The sequence below is a fragment of the Streptosporangium sp. CA-135522 genome (assembly GCF_050949235.1).
Lineage (GTDB): Bacteria > Actinomycetota > Actinomycetes > Streptosporangiales > Streptosporangiaceae > Streptosporangium.
Window position 1 is genome coordinate 5269732 of sequence record NZ_CP192026.1, and the last position, 14837, is coordinate 5284568.

The window sequence follows — 14837 nt, forward strand, 5'->3', positions numbered from 1 at the left end:
ACGCATCATCCGCCCCGAGTGGGCGAGAAGGCGCAGGTCTGCGGCTTGCATCTGAGAGCCATGGCAATCCCTGTGAGTCGATGCCTTTACGGAAGACACTTCGTCCGACCTGCGGAGACGTTGCCGTTTGGGGCTGGCGACGCGTGTCTTGACGGCGCCCCTACTTCCGTCCCTCGCCGGAGGCGAGCGCCGTGCACGAGTTCAAGACCAAGGGCCCGGTGTATCGGCGCACCGTGCAGACCACGCTGAAGGCCTCCTACACCGACCACTACCGGCGGGGCCTGATCGAGCTGCTGGAGGTGCTGGAGTTTCGCTCCAACAACACCACCCATCAGCCCGAGCAGTATCAGAGGTCTTCGGCTCGCATCAGGCCCAGGAACGCTCCTGCGCCATGAAACTTCTGTCGGCGCACCGCCGTTGGCGCGATGTTTCGGTCCGCTCGTGCACATCCTGCTGCTCCTTCGCAGGAGCGTCACTACTTTCCCGTTCAACGGGGACAGAGCGATGGGATCAGCGCGGCGATGGCGTCGAGGATGCGGTCGAGCCCATGCCGGAAACGCTCCTCGGGGGTGAGGTGGGCGGTGCGGGAGTCGAGAACCGATCGGTTGAACAGGGGGAAATCGCCGGACTTGACGACCTGGCTCACGTACGGTCCCATGTAGTCCCGCTTCCAGCGCTCGGGGTCCAGGCCGGTGCGGCGGGCCTCCTCCAGCCAGCCGATCTCGCGGCGGATCGCGCTGTGCATGTAGTCGTTGAACATGCCGACGACGCCGGCGATGTCGTCGATATCGAGCCCGGTCCCGTCGAGGGCGCCGAGTGCGAACTCGTGCACGCGCAGCAGGTTGGGGCCCAGCGTCGGCCGGCTGGTGAGTAGCGCGATCAGCCAGGGGTGACGTAGGCCCGTGGCACGGATCTGCTGGGCCAGCAGCGTCAGGTCGGATCGCCAGTCACCGGATGCGCCGTCGGGAAGTTCGATCTCGCTCATCACCAGGTCGATCATGAGGTCGAACAGGTCGTCGCGCCGGGGAACGTAGCGGTAGAGCGACATGGCGCCGGTGCCCAGCTCGCACGCGATCCGCCGCATGGTCGCGGCCTCCGCTCCTTCCGCGTCGGCGATCTGGACGGCCGTTCGGGTGATCTGCTCGCGGCTGTAGCCGGGGCGCCGTCCCGGCCCGGAGCGCTCGTGCCGCTCCGGCTGCATCCAGATGCTGGTCGGTTCCTCGTCGGCCATGTGCGCCCCTTCCCTCCATTTGCGTACATGGTACCTGAATGGTTAAGGTCCATTTCACGTACGAAGTACGCGAAATGGAGGACGCGTGGATCGACCTCTTCGCAGGGGCGTGATCGGCGTGATGCTGGGCATGATCACAGCCCCGTTGGACGGCATGATGCTCGGGCCCGCGCTGCCGGCGATCGTGAAAGATCTCGGCGGTTTGGAGTACTTCTCCTGGGTGGCGACGGCCTACCTGATCTGCACGGCCGCCTCGACGCCGATCTGGGGGAAACTCGGCGACCTGTACGGCCGCAAGGCGGTCTACATGGCCTCGATCGTGGTCTTCCTGCTGGGGTCCGGGCTGTCGGGAGCCGCGCAGGACATGATCCAGCTCGTCGGCTTCCGGATGGTGCAGGGGCTGGGCGCGACCGCCCTGCTGCTCATCGGCACCGCCGTACGGCTGGAGCCGCGCCGGCTCAGGGCGCGGATCGACTTCCTGGGGGCGCTGCCGTTGACGGTGGCGCTGGTGGCGCTGAGCCTGGTCGCCAGCTGGGGCGGCACCCAGTACGCCTGGGGTTCGGCTCCGACCCTCGCCTTGATCCTGATCGGGCTGACCCCGCGGCTGGCGGCCGCCGACGTGTTCATGGTGGTGACCCCGGCCGCGGCCGTCAAAAGCCTCCTGGACCAGGTGAGCCGGTGGGCGCGGGTCCTGCGCGACACCAAGACCACCACCCCCTGCACCCCATGAGCGGAAGGCATGATCATGATGAGATTGACCGAAAAGACGGCGTTGGTGACCGGCGCGAGCCGGGGCATCGGCCGCGCGATCGCCACCCGGCTGGCCCGCGAAGGCGCGCGGGTCGCCGTGCACTACGGCTCCAACCACGCGGCCGCCAAGGACACCGTCGCCACCATTGAGGCGGCCGGCGGGCAGGCTTTCGCCGTCCAAGCCGAGCTGGGCGCGCCAGGTGACGCCGACGCCCTGTGGGCCGGCTTCGACGCCCACGCCGACAGGCTGGACATCCTGGTCAACAACGCGGGCGTCCTCGGCGGCCAGACCGAGATCGACGGCGTCACCCGAGAAGGCTTCGAGCGCCTGTTCGCGGTCAACGCCACCGCCCCGTTCTTCATCACCCAGCTCGCCCTGCCACGGTTGTGCGACGGCGGACGGATCATCACCGTGGGCACCATGCTGACCCGGGGAGCGGCCATGCCCAGGGCGATCGACTACGCCATGTCCAAGGCCGCCCTCGACGTCCTCACCACCGCCCTGGCCAAGCAGCTCGGGCCGCGCGGCATCACGGTCAACATCGTGGCCCCGGGCGTCATCGACACCGACATGCACCAAGGACGCCTGGTCGGCGAGGCCCTGGCATGGCTGTCGTCGCAGACGCCCCTCGGCCGGCTGGGCACGCCGGAGGACGTGGCCGACACCGTCGCTTTCCTAGCCTCCGGCGACAGCCGCTATATCACCGGACACCGTCTCGATGTCTCAGGCGGGACGACCATGTAACCCGCGCCACCGGGCAACCCGATGCTCGTCTGCTCGCCACGCCTCGGCGAGCAGACGAGCGCCTATCCCCGCTGAGCTCGAAAACCGGCACCTGAACGTCGGAGTGCCGATCACCGTGGCCGGGACGTGCATCCCGCGCTCGAGCATCATCCGATCGCTCCTCATCGACCAAACGGGGTCCCGGAAAGCACCCACGGCCGAAATGCCAGCTTAGGGACGGGTCGGCGGCTAATCTCATGGTTCTTAACGGCACCCCTAGATGAGGGCGGTGCGGCGGGGGAGTCCCGAGCGGCGGTCGGCCCACTCGCGCGCCTGTGCCCGACATCGCCTCCCTCACTCGCCGGGGACGCCCGGCACCCACCAAGCGACCACACTCCGGCCCAGGCTAGTCGTCGTGCCCGTGGAGGTGAGAAGGCGAAGGCGAGGCAGCCGGCCCGGCTCCGGGGTTGAGGAACCGACGGACAGCCGTTATCGATGAGAACGATCTTGCTGGGGCGTCCCAGGGAAGAAGTGGGAAACGGGTGGAATAGTTGCCGGTCAGTGTCCCGCGAGTGCCGCGTAGGCGGTGGAGCGGCCGATTTTGAGGGTGCGGGCGGCCTCGGTGACCGAGACACCGTCATCGACCAGGCGGCGTAGTGTGGCCGGCTCGGCGGGACCGATAACGCGCGGCCGGCCGGTCTCCTTCTTGCCAGACAGCATGGCGCCGGTGGCTTCACGGCGCCTGGCGGCGGCGATTCCCTCGGCCTGGCGCTCGGCGCGCAGCTCCAACTCGTACTCCGCGGCCGCGGCCAGGACCGCGAACATGAACCGGCCCTCCTTGGTGCCCAGATCAAAGTTCTCCGTCAGCGACACCACGGTGATGCCGCGGTCGCGCAGCTCGTTGACCATGGCCAGCACGTGTCCCGCTGAGCGGCCCCACCGATCGGACTTCCAGAACTTCAGCGTGTCGCCCACCTTGGGCCGCGCCATGAGCGCCTCCCAGGCCGGCCGCGCGACACCGCGCTTGCCCGACTCCTTCTCCATGACCAGTTCGTCGTAGCCGCTGGCCGCCAGGGCGTCGAGCTGGAGCTGCGGGTTCTGATCACGCGTCGAGACCCGTGCGTACGCCCAAACTGTCACCGGCTACCTCAGCAGCGTCCAGAAGGGGTCCAGCCAAGGTGAGCCCAAAAGCCGCAATACATGATCGTTAAGCGGCTTTCGGGGGCTGGTCAGCGGCCTGCCGAGGACCCGTCGGAGCTACTGAGGCGGCGAGCGGCCCGGTGCGGCAATCATCCGATACCGCTTCGTTCCCTGATGCACTTTTTGCCCTTTTGGCTCCGACCGGAGACGATGTCGCGCGGGCGCATAGATCACGTGGGCACGTTGGCGCGGGTATCGGGTGGAGTGGGACGTCAGCGATGACTCGATCGAGCGGACCGCGTATCCGCGGTTCAAGCGGCTGATCAGCGCACGGGAGCTGCATCTGTTCTTCTCCCCGACCAGCCAGGAGGTGGCCTGGGCGGCTGAGGGCACCGACTCCTACGAGCACCAGCTCGCGCTGCTGGTGGCGCTGAAGTCGTATCAGCGGATGGGCTGCTTCCCCAGGCGGGAGGAGGTCCCGGACGTGGTGGTGGACTTCGTGCGGCGGGTGGTGGATCTGCCGGAGGGGACGCTGCCGGTGTACGCCTCGGAGCGCACGGCTCAGCAGCACCGTACGCAGGTGCGGCGGCGCACCGGTGTGGTCTACGACGACGTGCGGGCCCGGGCCCTGGCCGAGGAGACGATCCGGGACGAGGCCGCATCGAAGAACAACCCGGCGAACCTGATCAACGTCGCGTTGGAGAAGCTGGTCGAGGGGGGATATGAGCGAGGTGCTGCGGCGATTCGATGGCCGTCTGTCGCCGGCATTCCTCGCGCTGGCCGGGGGTTTACGGGTACAGGCGGGTGCTTTGGGCGCGGTGCAGGACGCGGTGGGTGGCTTTGGCGGGTTCACCCAGCAGTACGAGCAGATCGAGAAGGTTGCCGCGCACCACGGCGACAACTGGGATGTGCTGTTGTATGAGCAGCTGCGCAAGGACCGCGCGGTGATGTTCGACCTCACCTCGGTGCTGGAGCTGACCGCGACCAGCACCGACCGCCGGGTGTTGGAGGCCCTGGAGCACGCCCGCCGGCACAAGACGGCCCAGGATTTCATCCCGGACGTTGATGAGGACGGCCGCCCGGTGGATGTCTCCTTCGCCACCCAGAACTGGCAGAAGGTCATCCGGGAGCGCACCCGGCCCGGGATGTTCGTGCGGCGCCACTTCGAGGCGATGGTGTTCGCGGGCCTGGCCGATGAGCTGCGGACGGGCGATGTGGCGGTGGTCGGCTCGGAGGAGTATGCCGACTGGAGCGCCCAGCTGCTGTCGTGGGAGGTGGTGCAGGCCAAGCTGCCGGCCTACTTGGTGGATGTCGGCCTGCGCGAGGCGACAGACGATCGCCCGTTCGACGCGGCGGCCTTCCGCGCTCAGCTGCACGACAAGCTCACCGCCGCCACCGCGGAGGCCGACGCGGGCTATCCCGACAACGAGGACCTGTTGATCGACCCCGAGACGGGCGCGCCGACCTTGAACCGGCGCAAAGCCGGCGTTCAGCGGCCCTCAGCCAAGAAGCTGGAGCAAGAGATCAGGTCCCGGATGCCGGAGCGGTCCCTGCTGGGGATTTTGGCCCGCACCGCGTACTGGATCGAGTGGTGGCGCCGCTTCGGCCCGGCGTCCGGCAACGACCCGAAGCTGAAGGATCCCTTCGGCCGCTACGTCATCACCACCTTCGTCAATGGCACCAACATGGGTTCCTACGAGGCGGCCCGTCACATCGCCGGGGTGAGTGGCCATGAGTTGTCGATGACGGCCAACCGGCACTTTTCCCTCGCCAAGCTGAACGAGGCCATCACCGACATCGTCAACGCGCACGCCAAGCTCGATCTGTCGCGGGCGTGGGTGATGGGACGACCGTGGCGGCCGACGGCACCCACATGGACACCTATCTGAACAACCTCCTTGCTGAGACAAGTGTTCGATACGGCAAGCCCGGCGGCATCGCCTACCACCACATCGCCGACACCTACATCGCGCTGTTCACGCACTTCATTCCGTGCGGGGTGTGGGAGGCGGTCTACATCATCGAAGGGTTGTTGAAGAACGCCTCCGAGGTGCAGCCCACCACCATCCACGCCGATGCCCAAGGCCAGAGCCTGCCCGTTTTCAGCTTGGCCCATCTGCTGGGCTTTGAGCTGATGCCCCGGATCCGCAACTGGAAGGACCTGAACTTCTACCGGCCCGGCAAGCAGAGCGGCTACGTCCACATCGACGCGCTGTTCGGCGAGCCGGGCGCCAACGTCATCGACTGGGATCTGATCGAAAACCACTTCGAGGACCTGATGCGGGTGGCGGTCTCGGTGCGCGAGGGCGCGATCTCCTCCACGCTGCTGCTGCGCCGGCTTCGCTCCGGCTCCAAGCGCAACGCCCACTACACCGCCTTCCGCGAGGTGGGCCGGGTGATCCGCACCGTGCAACTACTGCGCTACCTGTCGGATCCGGCGATGCGCCGCCGGGTCACCGCGGCCACCGACAAAGTCGAGGCCTACAACGGCTTTTCCGAATGGCTGCGCTTCGGCAACCGCGGGGTGATCGCCGACAACGACCCCGTCGAGCAGGAGAAGACACTGAAGTTCAACGCCCTGCTCACCAACGCGGTGATCTTCCACAACACCCTGGACATCGCCGAGGTGGTACGCCAGCTGCAGGTCGAGGGCTGGATCGTCGAGCCCGAGGACCTGGCCCAGGTCTCCCCGTATCTGACGGAGTCGATCAACCGATTCGGCCAGTACGCCACGCACGAGCTCGATGCGGAGCCCGAGGCGTATGAGCCGCACCTGGACGTCGACTTCACCAAGCTCGGCGAAGCCGACACCGAGCAGGCCGCGTGAGGCTGACCGGACGCTATCGGCAGGCCGCTGCCATCTGGAACCCGCAACGGGATGGGCCTTAAGGCCGATAAGCACTTGAGCTTGAGTGACCGGCGGCAGAGCGGGCGGCGCGATCCTCTATGGCCAAGGCCGGGTAGGCACGCTGTGGCCGTTGACCTGCAAACACTGCCGAGCTCCTCTGTAAGTCACACGATGGTGAAGAATCCCTCGGGAACTCTCTTGGACGTACGGACACAGACCGGGTGTGGATACAGATCTCGAGTTGTGGTCGCGCGCGACCGCTGGCGACGGTGAGGCCTTCGGGGCCTTATTCGATCGGCATGCCCGTAGCGTCTATAACCATTGCTTCCGGCGCACCGCGGACTGGTCGGCCGCCGAGGATCTGACCTCGGTGGTGTTTCTGGAGGCGTGGCGACGCCGCCGCCAGGTGCGGATCAGCAGCGACTCCCTGCTGCCCTGGCTGCTCGGGGTGGCCAACAACGCCTTGCGTAACCGGTCTCGGTCGCTGCGCCGTCACCAGGCGGCCATCGGGCGGCTGCCGTCCATGAACTCGGTCCTCGATCCGGCGGAGGAAGTCGCAGGGCGGATCGACGACGAACGGCAGATGCACGACATCCTGACCGTAGTGAATCGGCTACCGTCCGCCGACCGGGAAGTTCTGACGTTGTGCGTCTGGTCCGGGCTGAGTTATGAGGATGCGGCCGTGGCACTGAACATTCCCGTGGGAACCGTACGATCCCGACTTTCTCGCGCGCGAGCCCGAATGAAAAAGCTCTCAGGAGCGGAACTCGAGTCCGAGTCAGGACACAGACGGAGTGAGCGCCACATGGCGCTCCGGAAGAGGGAGGAACTGTGACCGATCACAGAATCCCGCCAGAGCGTGATCTTCCCGCTGCCCATCACTCGCTCCGAAGGACTCACCTGATCATGGAAGTCAACAGGGACGAATCGCACCCGTTCGTGCGCTTCCTCCGTGAGCGCCGGTGGTTAAGCCTGGCCGTCGCAGCCACGGGGGGCGCTCTGTTGCTGGCGGTGGGCATCCCGGTGCTGTCGGGGCAGGGCGGCGGCGCGGCGAACGCGGTCGTACGCGAGCCCGACGGCTCGATCAAGATCTACGTCAGGGATTACAGACACCCGGAGGTCATCGAGCAGAAGTTGCGTGACTTCGGCGTGGAATCCGTGGTGCTCTTCCTGCCGATCGGCAAGGAGTGCAAGGAACCCCGCGCCGAATACGCGCCCGACAACCCGAAGCTGTTGACCAGCGAACCGCCCACCGAGGGCGAGCACGCATTCTGGAGGCTGCATCCGGAGCAGATCAAACCCGGCCAGACCCTGGTCTACAGCCTGTGGTACCAGGACGACGAGCGCGGCCACATGACCGGCGGCAGAATCCAGGTCGCGACCGGCCCGGTGGCACCCTGTCAGATCGTCTCCGGCGGTCTCAGGATGGAAACCGGTCCCGAGGGCGGAATCGGCGGCTGAACCCGGACCTCTACACGATCAAGATCTTGAAGGGGGTCCCGGTAGTAATCGCGGAATATCCAACGGATATGCCCCTGACCTGCTCTGATGTGAGGGCGCCGCAGGACTGGTGTGTCCGTTGGTAGATGCGGGGGGCCGGGCCGAGGATGCCGCTGACCTTGCCCGAGGGCTCCACGTCGACGCTGGTCAGCGATATCCGCTGGATATTCGCCGATTACTACCAGACCCCGACGTGGGGGCAGTCGGCCGCGCGGGAACGCTTCAGGAGTCGCCAGCGCTTCTCTCTGGGCCAAAGTTCCAACCTTTCTGCCTCTCGCGGGCGTGAGAACCGGTGAGAGGGGATCATCTACCTTGAATCGTTATGACGGCTTTCGCGAGTTCGTGCTCGCCCGTCAGCAGGCGCTGACACGGAGCGCGTACCTGCTCACGGGAGACGCACACCTAGCCGAGGACCTGTTGCAGAGCGTCCTGCTCAAGGTCGCTAACCATTGGCCCAGACTGGTGCGGCACGGCACCCCCGAGGCGTACACACGCAAGGCCATGATCAACCAGTACATCTCCTGGCGGCGGCGCAAACAGTTGGAGTTGCCCAACACCGACCCGCCAGAGCGCGGGCACGCTCACGACGACGCCACGATCGATCGCATCATCTTGCGTCAGGCGCTTGCCAGGTTGACGCCCCGGCAGCGCGCTGTGATCGTCCTGCGCTTCTACGAGGATCTCAGCGAGCGGGAGACCGCTGAGATCCTCGGCTGTTCGCTCGGCACGGTCAAGAGCCAGAGCCACCACGCGCTCGGCCGCCTGCGCACGCTCGCGCCCGAGCTGTCCCAGTTGTTCGCCGAGATCGAGGAGGTGCGCCGATGAGCAGGCTGCGCGAGGCGTTGGACAATGCGGCGGCCGACGCCCCGGCACTCAACCTGGCCGACTGGGCGATCACGAGCAGCCGGCGCAGGCGGAAGACCCGTATGGCCGCCGGGTCGGCTGCCATGATCGGGCTGGCGGTGCTCGCCGGCGTCGTGCTGGGCGTATTTCCCGGCACCGGGCTGTTGATGGCCGACAAAGCCGTGGTCGCGGTGCAGACCGGTAAGATCGCCGATCTGCCCAGCCGGGGTGTCGGGCCGCTCAGCCACGCCTACCGGACCTTCTGCCTCATCAGTGGCCCCATCCCGCCCGACTGCAGGAACGGCGAGTGGCGGGTGGTTGCCCTCTCCGGCGAGACGTACCACCTGCCGCAGGCACTGGGCACACTGGGCACGAAAAGCGGACCGAAGTTCTACCCCCTGGCGATCAGCCGCGACGGGCGCATCATCGCCTACTACAGCCGGTCTGCCAAGACGTTCAAAGTACGAGACCTGGCGAGCGGCACCGAGCAAACCGCCCCCGTCGCCATAGCCGAAGCGGAACTGGGCGGCAACGCGCACCTGGAGCTCTCCGACGACGGACGGTACCTCGCTTTCACCGGCTATCCGTCGAGAAAGGAGGACGGCCTGCTCATCGATATGCGAGCGAGAACCACGACGCCCCTGCCCGTCGGGTGGGATCTCAGGAGCATCGACGGCACGACCGTGACCTTGGCCCGGTACGGGAGGTACGGGGAGAAGCCAGGGATCTGGGTGATGCCTCTGGCAGGGGGCGGTTCACCCATCCCGGTGGACGAGACCTACACACGCTTCAGCGCGCTTGCCCCCAACGGCGCCGCAGTAGCCGCGCTGCGGCGTGGCCAATCCCTGGACTCGCATGACGACACGATCACCGTGCTCGATGCCAGGACCGGCAAAGTCAAGAAGACGGTGACCATGCGCGGCCTGCCGAAGGGCAGCACCACGCTCACCCCCGGCGTCTGGCTGAGCGCGGCCGAGGTCACGCTCGCCGCCCTCCCGTCAGACCGTTGGAATGAGAGCCGTCAGATTACCTACGCGGTGAACGTGGAGACCGGCCAAGTGAGGCAGCTCGCCGTCTACCATCCCCAGAACGTGATGCACCTGGTCATCCCCGGGGTCCCAGCCGCCTTTTGACAAGCCTCTCAGCGGCTGAGCAGGTGGCACGCGAGTAATCGGCGAATATCCAGCGGATATCGCTGACCAGCGTCGACGTGGAGCCCTCGGGCAAGGTCAGCGGCATCCTCGGCCCGGCCCCCCGCATCTACCAACGGACACACCAGTCCTGCGGCGCCCTCACATCAGAGCAGGTCAGGGGCATATCCGTTGGATATTCCGCGATTACTACCGGGACCCCTGAAGCTGCGGGCTGCGGGCTGACCACACGGTGGAGTTTCGGACCAATGGCGAAGCGAGTGGGATCAAGAAGCGAGGAAGGGGCCAGCGGCCGCTGGCCCCTTCCTCGCTTTCGAAGCCAGCCGTCGCATGCTCGCGTGTGGCATCTGTCATGTCAACGGAGCACTCCGGCCCTGGAGATCGCTTCCGGCAGTCCTTCCTCCGATGGCCGCCCATATGCGATTGCGTAACGTAAACGATCGTACGCTTTACACAAAGATCAACATGATGTTCCCGTAGGTCGCCCCTGTAACGCATGCCATGTACGCACCTATGTAACGTAAAATCCCCTTCGCGTTACATTTCGATCATGAGAATCGGGGTAGCACGCGTATCGACCCGGGACCAGCACCCGGAAGCCCAGCAGGACGCGCTCCGCGCGGCCGGCTGCGAGCAGGTCTTCACCGACAAGGCCAGCGGGAAACTCGCCCGCCGGCCCGAGCTCGACAAGGCACTCCTCGTCGCGCGCGAAGGTGACCAGCTCGTGGTCACCGAACTCGACCGGCTCGGCCGCTCCCTGGAAAACCTCATCGAGCTGTCGAAGGAGCTCCAGCATCGATAACGGCTGTCCGCCGGTTCCTCAACCCCGGGCTCCGCGCCCGGGGTGAGGGACGCCCCGACGGGACCCGGACCGGCCGGCCTGGTCACGATGTTCACGCCGGGTCGTAGGCGAGATTGGGACGCAGCCAGCGCTCGACTTCGGAAATGGCGAGGCCTCGCCGGAGGGCGTAGTCCTCGACCTGGTCCTTGCCGATGCGTCCCACGGTGAAGTACCGCGACGACGGGTGCGCGAAGAGCAGCCCGCTGACGCTGGCGGCGGGGGTCATCGCGAAGGACTCGGTCAGGGCCATGCCGAGCCGTCCGGCGTCGAGCAGGGCGAAAAGGTCCTGCTTCTGGCTGTGATCCGGGCTCGCGGGATAACCCAGCGCGGGGCGGATACCGCGGAAACGCTCGGCGTGCAGGTCTTCGATCAGAGGGTCGGCGTCCAGCTCGTACCAGTCGCGCCGCGCCTGGAGATGGATGTGCTCGGCGAACGCTTCGGCGAGACGGTCGGCCAGAGCCTTCACCATGATCGCCCGATAGTCGTCGTGCCGGGCCTCGAAGTCGGCGGCGAGGCGTTCGGCGCCGTGGACGGCCACGGCGAACCCGCCGATGTGGTCCCCGGCCGGGGCCACGTAGTCCGCCAGGCACCGGTTGGAGCGACCTTCGGGCTTGGCCGTCTGCTGGCGCAGCATCGGCAGGCGAAGACCGACGCGATCACCCGCGCCCGACGGGTCGGCGTCGATCACGATGTCGTCGCCCTCCGCGTGGGCGGGCCAGAAGCCGTAGGCGCCCTGAACCTGGAAACGGCCCTCGGCGATGATCTGGTCGAGCAGGGTGTTCGCCTCGTCGTAGAGCTCCCGGGCCACCGGCTGGTCGAGGATCGCCGGGTATTTGCCCTTCAGTTCCCAGGCGAGGAAGAGGAACTGCCAGTCGATCATCTCGCGGAGGGCGGTCAGGTCCGGCTGGACGGTGCGGACGCCGGTGAAGGCGGGGACGGACAGATCGTCGAACGGGACGCGTTCGGGGTTCGCGCGAGCTTGCGCGAGGCTCAGCAGGGGGCGTCGTTCCCTCGTCGCGTGCTGCTCGCGCAGGCGCTCCTGCTCGGCGCGGTTGCTCACGGCCAGGTCCCTGGCCCGGTCGTCGTCCAGCAGGTCCGAGACCACGCCGACGACACGGGACGCGTCGAGCACGTGGACGGTGGTGCCGTCGTAGGCGGGGGCGATGCGAACCGCGGTGTGCTGGCGTGAGGTCGTGGCGCCGCCGATCAGCAGGGGGATCTTCAGCCCGCGGCGTTGCATCTCCGCCGCGACGGTGACCATCTCGTCCAGCGACGGGGTGATCAGCCCCGACAGGCCCACGGCGTCGGCGCCTTCGGCGACCGCGGTGTCGAGGATGCGCGCGGCGGGGACCATGACACCGAGGTCGACGACCTCGTAGTTGTTGCAGCCGAGCACCACGCCCACGATGTTCTTGCCGATGTCGTGCACGTCGCCCTTGACGGTCGCGAGCACCACTTTCCCCTGGCCGCGGCCGGTGTCGGCGCGCCCCTCCAGCCGCGCCTTCTCCTTCTCCGCCTCCATGTAGGGCTCGAGGTAGGCGACCGAACGCTTCATCACCCGTGCGCTCTTGACCACCTGCGGCAGGAACATCTTCCCCGCGCCGAACAGATCGCCCACGGTCTTCATGCCGTCCATGAGCGGTCCCTCGATCACGTCGAGGGGACGCGCCGCCCGCTGCCGGGCCTCCTCGGTGTCGTCGTCGATGAAGTCGACGATGCCGTGCACGAGCGCGTACGCCAGACGCTTCTCGACCGGCGCGTCGCGCCAGGACAGGTCCACCGTGCGGCGGGTGCCGGACCCGCTCACCGTCTCGGCGAACGAGACCAGTCGGTCGGTGGCGTCGGCGCGTCTGTCGAAGATCACGTCCTCGACGAGCTCGAGCAGGTCGGCGGGGATGTCCTGGTAGACCGCGAGCTGCCCCGCGTTGACGATGCCCATGTCCAGCCCCGCGCGCACCGCGTGGAAGAGGAACGCCGAGTGCATCGCCTCGCGCACGACGTCGTTGCCGCGGAAGGAGAATGACAGGTTGGAGATGCCGCCGCTGGTCCGTGCCCCCGGGCACCGCTGCTTGATGAGCGGCAGCGCGTCGATGAACGCCTTCGCGTAGCCGTTGTGCTCGGCGATGCCGGTGGCGACCGCGAGCACGTTGGGGTCGAACACGATGTCTTCGGCCGGGAATCCGGCTCGCTGCGTGAGCAGGTCGTAGGCGCGGGCGCAGATCGACACCTTGCGCTCGACGGTGTCGGCCTGCCCCTGCTCGTCGAAGGCCATCACGACCACGCCGGCGCCGTAGTCCCGGATGCGACGAGCCTGCTCCAGGAACGGCTCCTCGCCCTCCTTCAGGCTGATCGAGTTGACGACGCCCTTGCCCTGCACGCACTTGAGCCCGGCCTCCAGCACACTCCACCGCGAGCTGTCGATCATGACCGGGATGCGGGCGACCTCGGGCTCGGTCGCGATCAGGTTCAGGAAGGTGGTCATGGCCCGCTCGCTGTCGAGCAGGTCGGCGTCCATGTTGACATCGAGCAGGTTGGCCCCGCCGCGCACCTGCTCCAGCGCGACGTCGACGGCGGCCTGGTGGTCGTCCGCCTCGATCAGGCGCCGGAACCGCGCCGAGCCCGTGACGTTGGTGCGCTCGCCGATCATGACGAACCCGGTGTCGGCACCGATCCCGAAAGGCTCCAGGCCGCTGAAGCGGGTGCGCGCCGGCGGCGCCGGAACCGGGCGCGGCGCAAGACCGGACACGGCGGCTGCGATCTGCGCGGTGTGCGCGGGTGTCGTCCCGCAACACCCGCCGACGATGTTGACCATTCCCGATGTCGCGAACTCGCCGAGCAGCCCTGCGGTCTGCCCCGGGGTCTGGTCGTAGCCGCCGAACGCGTTCGGCAGGCCGGCATTGGGATGGCATGCCGTGTAAACGCCGGCGAGCCGCGACAACTCGGCGACGTGCGGGCGCATCTCCTCGGCACCCAGCGAGCAGTTCACACCGACCACCAGCGGATCGGCGTGCTCGATCGAGTTCCAGAACGCCTCGACGGTCTGCCCCGACAGCGTGCGCCCGCTCAGGTCGACGATCGTCACCGAGATCCACAGGGGCAGGTGCGGCGCGACGTCGCGTGCGGCGGCGAGCGCGGCTTTCGCGTTGAGCGTGTCGAAGATCGTTTCGATCAGCAGCAGGTCGACCCCGCCATCGGCCAGCGCCTGGATCTGCTCGGCGTACGCGGCGCGGACCTCGTCGAACGACACCGCCCGGTAGGCGGGGTCCTCCACTCGCGGGGACAGCGAAAGCGTGACGTTCAGCGGCCCGATCGAACCGGCGACGAAACGGCCGCCCACCTCGTCGGCGGCCTGGCGCGCCAGTTGGGCGCCCCGCAAATTCATCTCCCGCACGAACGGCTGCAGCAGGTAGTCCGACTGGCCGATGCTCGTCGCGGTGAACGTGTTCGTGGTGGTGATGTCCGCACCCGCCGCCAAATACTGCCGGTGCACGTCGAGGACGACGTCGGGCCGCGTCAGGTTCAGCAGGTCGGGGTCGCCGGTCACGTCACGCGGATGGTCCAGGAACCGTTCCCCGCGGTAGTCGGCCGCGGTGAGCGCGGCGCCCTGCAGCATCGTTCCCCAGGCCCCGTCGAGCACCACGACCCGCTGGTCCAGAAGCTCTCGCAAAGCCTGCACCCGGTCACCCGGTGCCACCGCCGAACCCGCCCTCGGTGCTTCGGATCTTTCGAGGCCGTCGACGCCGGATGCGGATCGGACGGTGCCGTGTTCCTGATCGTCGCCGCGGTTCGAGAACGCGTTCACCAGACCA

General features: G+C 67.4%; 12 protein-coding genes and 1 pseudogene. 10 read left to right on the forward strand and 3 right to left on the reverse strand.

Going from position 1 to position 14837, the window contains the following annotated elements; genetic code table 11:
• Positions 1 to 191 precede the first annotated feature (191 nt).
• Positions 192 to 395, forward strand: a complete 204-nt coding sequence (locus ACQPYK_RS24805) for a hypothetical protein (protein WP_433235144.1) — start codon at positions 192 to 194, stop codon at positions 393 to 395.
• 92 nt (positions 396 to 487) lie between these two features.
• Here the strand turns inward: ACQPYK_RS24805 and ACQPYK_RS24810 are convergent, their stop codons facing one another.
• The gene (locus tag ACQPYK_RS24810) at positions 488 to 1231 is read right to left on the reverse strand and encodes a TetR/AcrR family transcriptional regulator (protein WP_433235147.1); all 744 of its coding nucleotides are present in this window, start codon (positions 1229 to 1231) and stop codon (positions 488 to 490) included.
• Positions 1232 to 1316: 85 nt separating this feature from the next.
• Between ACQPYK_RS24810 and ACQPYK_RS24815 the strand changes: the two genes are divergently transcribed.
• Together ACQPYK_RS24815 and ACQPYK_RS24820 are read left to right on the forward strand one after the other, a co-directional pair.
• On the forward strand, positions 1317 to 1961 hold the full coding sequence (locus tag ACQPYK_RS24815; RefSeq protein ID WP_433235150.1) for an MFS transporter: 645 nt from the start codon (positions 1317 to 1319) through the stop codon (positions 1959 to 1961).
• An 18-nt stretch (positions 1962 to 1979) separates the two neighbouring features.
• Complete coding sequence (locus ACQPYK_RS24820) at positions 1980 to 2726, forward strand: SDR family NAD(P)-dependent oxidoreductase (RefSeq protein ID WP_433258908.1); 747 nt, start codon at positions 1980 to 1982, stop codon at positions 2724 to 2726.
• Positions 2727 to 3263: 537 nt separating this feature from the next.
• Here the strand turns inward: ACQPYK_RS24820 and ACQPYK_RS24825 are convergent.
• Positions 3264 to 3845, reverse strand: a complete 582-nt coding sequence (locus tag ACQPYK_RS24825; protein WP_433235153.1) for a recombinase family protein — start codon at positions 3843 to 3845, stop codon at positions 3264 to 3266.
• A 259-nt stretch (positions 3846 to 4104) separates the two neighbouring features.
• Here ACQPYK_RS24825 and ACQPYK_RS24830 point away from each other — a divergent pair, with 259 nt between their 5' ends.
• The 7 genes and pseudogenes from ACQPYK_RS24830 to ACQPYK_RS24860 all read left to right on the forward strand — a co-directional run bounded on the left by ACQPYK_RS24830 (position 4105) and on the right by ACQPYK_RS24860 (position 10989).
• Positions 4105 to 4767: a DUF4158 domain-containing protein gene (locus tag ACQPYK_RS24830; RefSeq protein WP_433235156.1), complete on the forward strand. Its 663-nt coding sequence runs from the start codon at positions 4105 to 4107 to the stop codon at positions 4765 to 4767.
• Positions 4768 to 5380: 613 nt separating this feature from the next.
• Positions 5381 to 6672: pseudogene (locus ACQPYK_RS24835) on the forward strand (transposase).
• 244 nt (positions 6673 to 6916) lie between these two features.
• Complete coding sequence (locus ACQPYK_RS24840) at positions 6917 to 7528, forward strand: RNA polymerase sigma factor (protein WP_433235158.1); 612 nt, start codon at positions 6917 to 6919, stop codon at positions 7526 to 7528.
• 71 nt (positions 7529 to 7599) lie between these two features.
• The gene (locus tag ACQPYK_RS24845) at positions 7600 to 8154 is read left to right on the forward strand and encodes a hypothetical protein (RefSeq protein WP_433235161.1); all 555 of its coding nucleotides are present in this window, start codon (positions 7600 to 7602) and stop codon (positions 8152 to 8154) included.
• Positions 8155 to 8505: 351 nt separating this feature from the next.
• Positions 8506 to 9018 carry a SigE family RNA polymerase sigma factor gene (locus tag ACQPYK_RS24850; RefSeq protein WP_433235164.1) on the forward strand — a complete coding sequence of 171 codons (513 nt, stop codon included), beginning with the start codon at positions 8506 to 8508 and terminating at the stop codon, positions 9016 to 9018.
• Positions 9015 to 10169, forward strand: a complete 1155-nt coding sequence (locus tag ACQPYK_RS24855) for a hypothetical protein (RefSeq protein ID WP_433235167.1) — start codon at positions 9015 to 9017, stop codon at positions 10167 to 10169. The genes ACQPYK_RS24850 and ACQPYK_RS24855 overlap by 4 nt, the downstream gene beginning before the upstream one ends.
• A gap of 568 nt (positions 10170 to 10737) precedes the next feature.
• Positions 10738 to 10989, forward strand: a complete 252-nt coding sequence (locus tag ACQPYK_RS24860) for a recombinase family protein (protein WP_433235170.1) — start codon at positions 10738 to 10740, stop codon at positions 10987 to 10989.
• A 91-nt stretch (positions 10990 to 11080) separates the two neighbouring features.
• Here ACQPYK_RS24860 and metH read toward each other — a convergent pair whose 3' ends face one another.
• A complete protein-coding gene (gene metH / locus ACQPYK_RS24865; RefSeq protein WP_433235173.1) occupies positions 11081 to 14830 on the reverse strand; it encodes a methionine synthase in 3750 nt (1249 codons plus the stop codon).
• Between the last annotated feature and the right edge of the window lie 7 nt (positions 14831 to 14837).

Coding starts and splice junctions, on each gene's coding strand:
- ACQPYK_RS24855 (WP_433235167.1), top strand. CDS start 9,015: ATGAGCAGGCTGCGCGAGGCGTTGGACAATGCGGCGGCCGACGCCCCG.
- ACQPYK_RS24820 (WP_433258908.1), top strand. CDS start 1,980: ATGAGATTGACCGAAAAGACGGCGTTGGTGACCGGCGCGAGCCGGGGC.
- ACQPYK_RS24860 (WP_433235170.1), top strand. CDS start 10,738: ATGAGAATCGGGGTAGCACGCGTATCGACCCGGGACCAGCACCCGGAA.
- ACQPYK_RS24845 (WP_433235161.1), top strand. CDS start 7,600: ATGGAAGTCAACAGGGACGAATCGCACCCGTTCGTGCGCTTCCTCCGT.
- ACQPYK_RS24810 (WP_433235147.1), bottom strand. CDS start 1,231: ATGGCCGACGAGGAACCGACCAGCATCTGGATGCAGCCGGAGCGGCAC.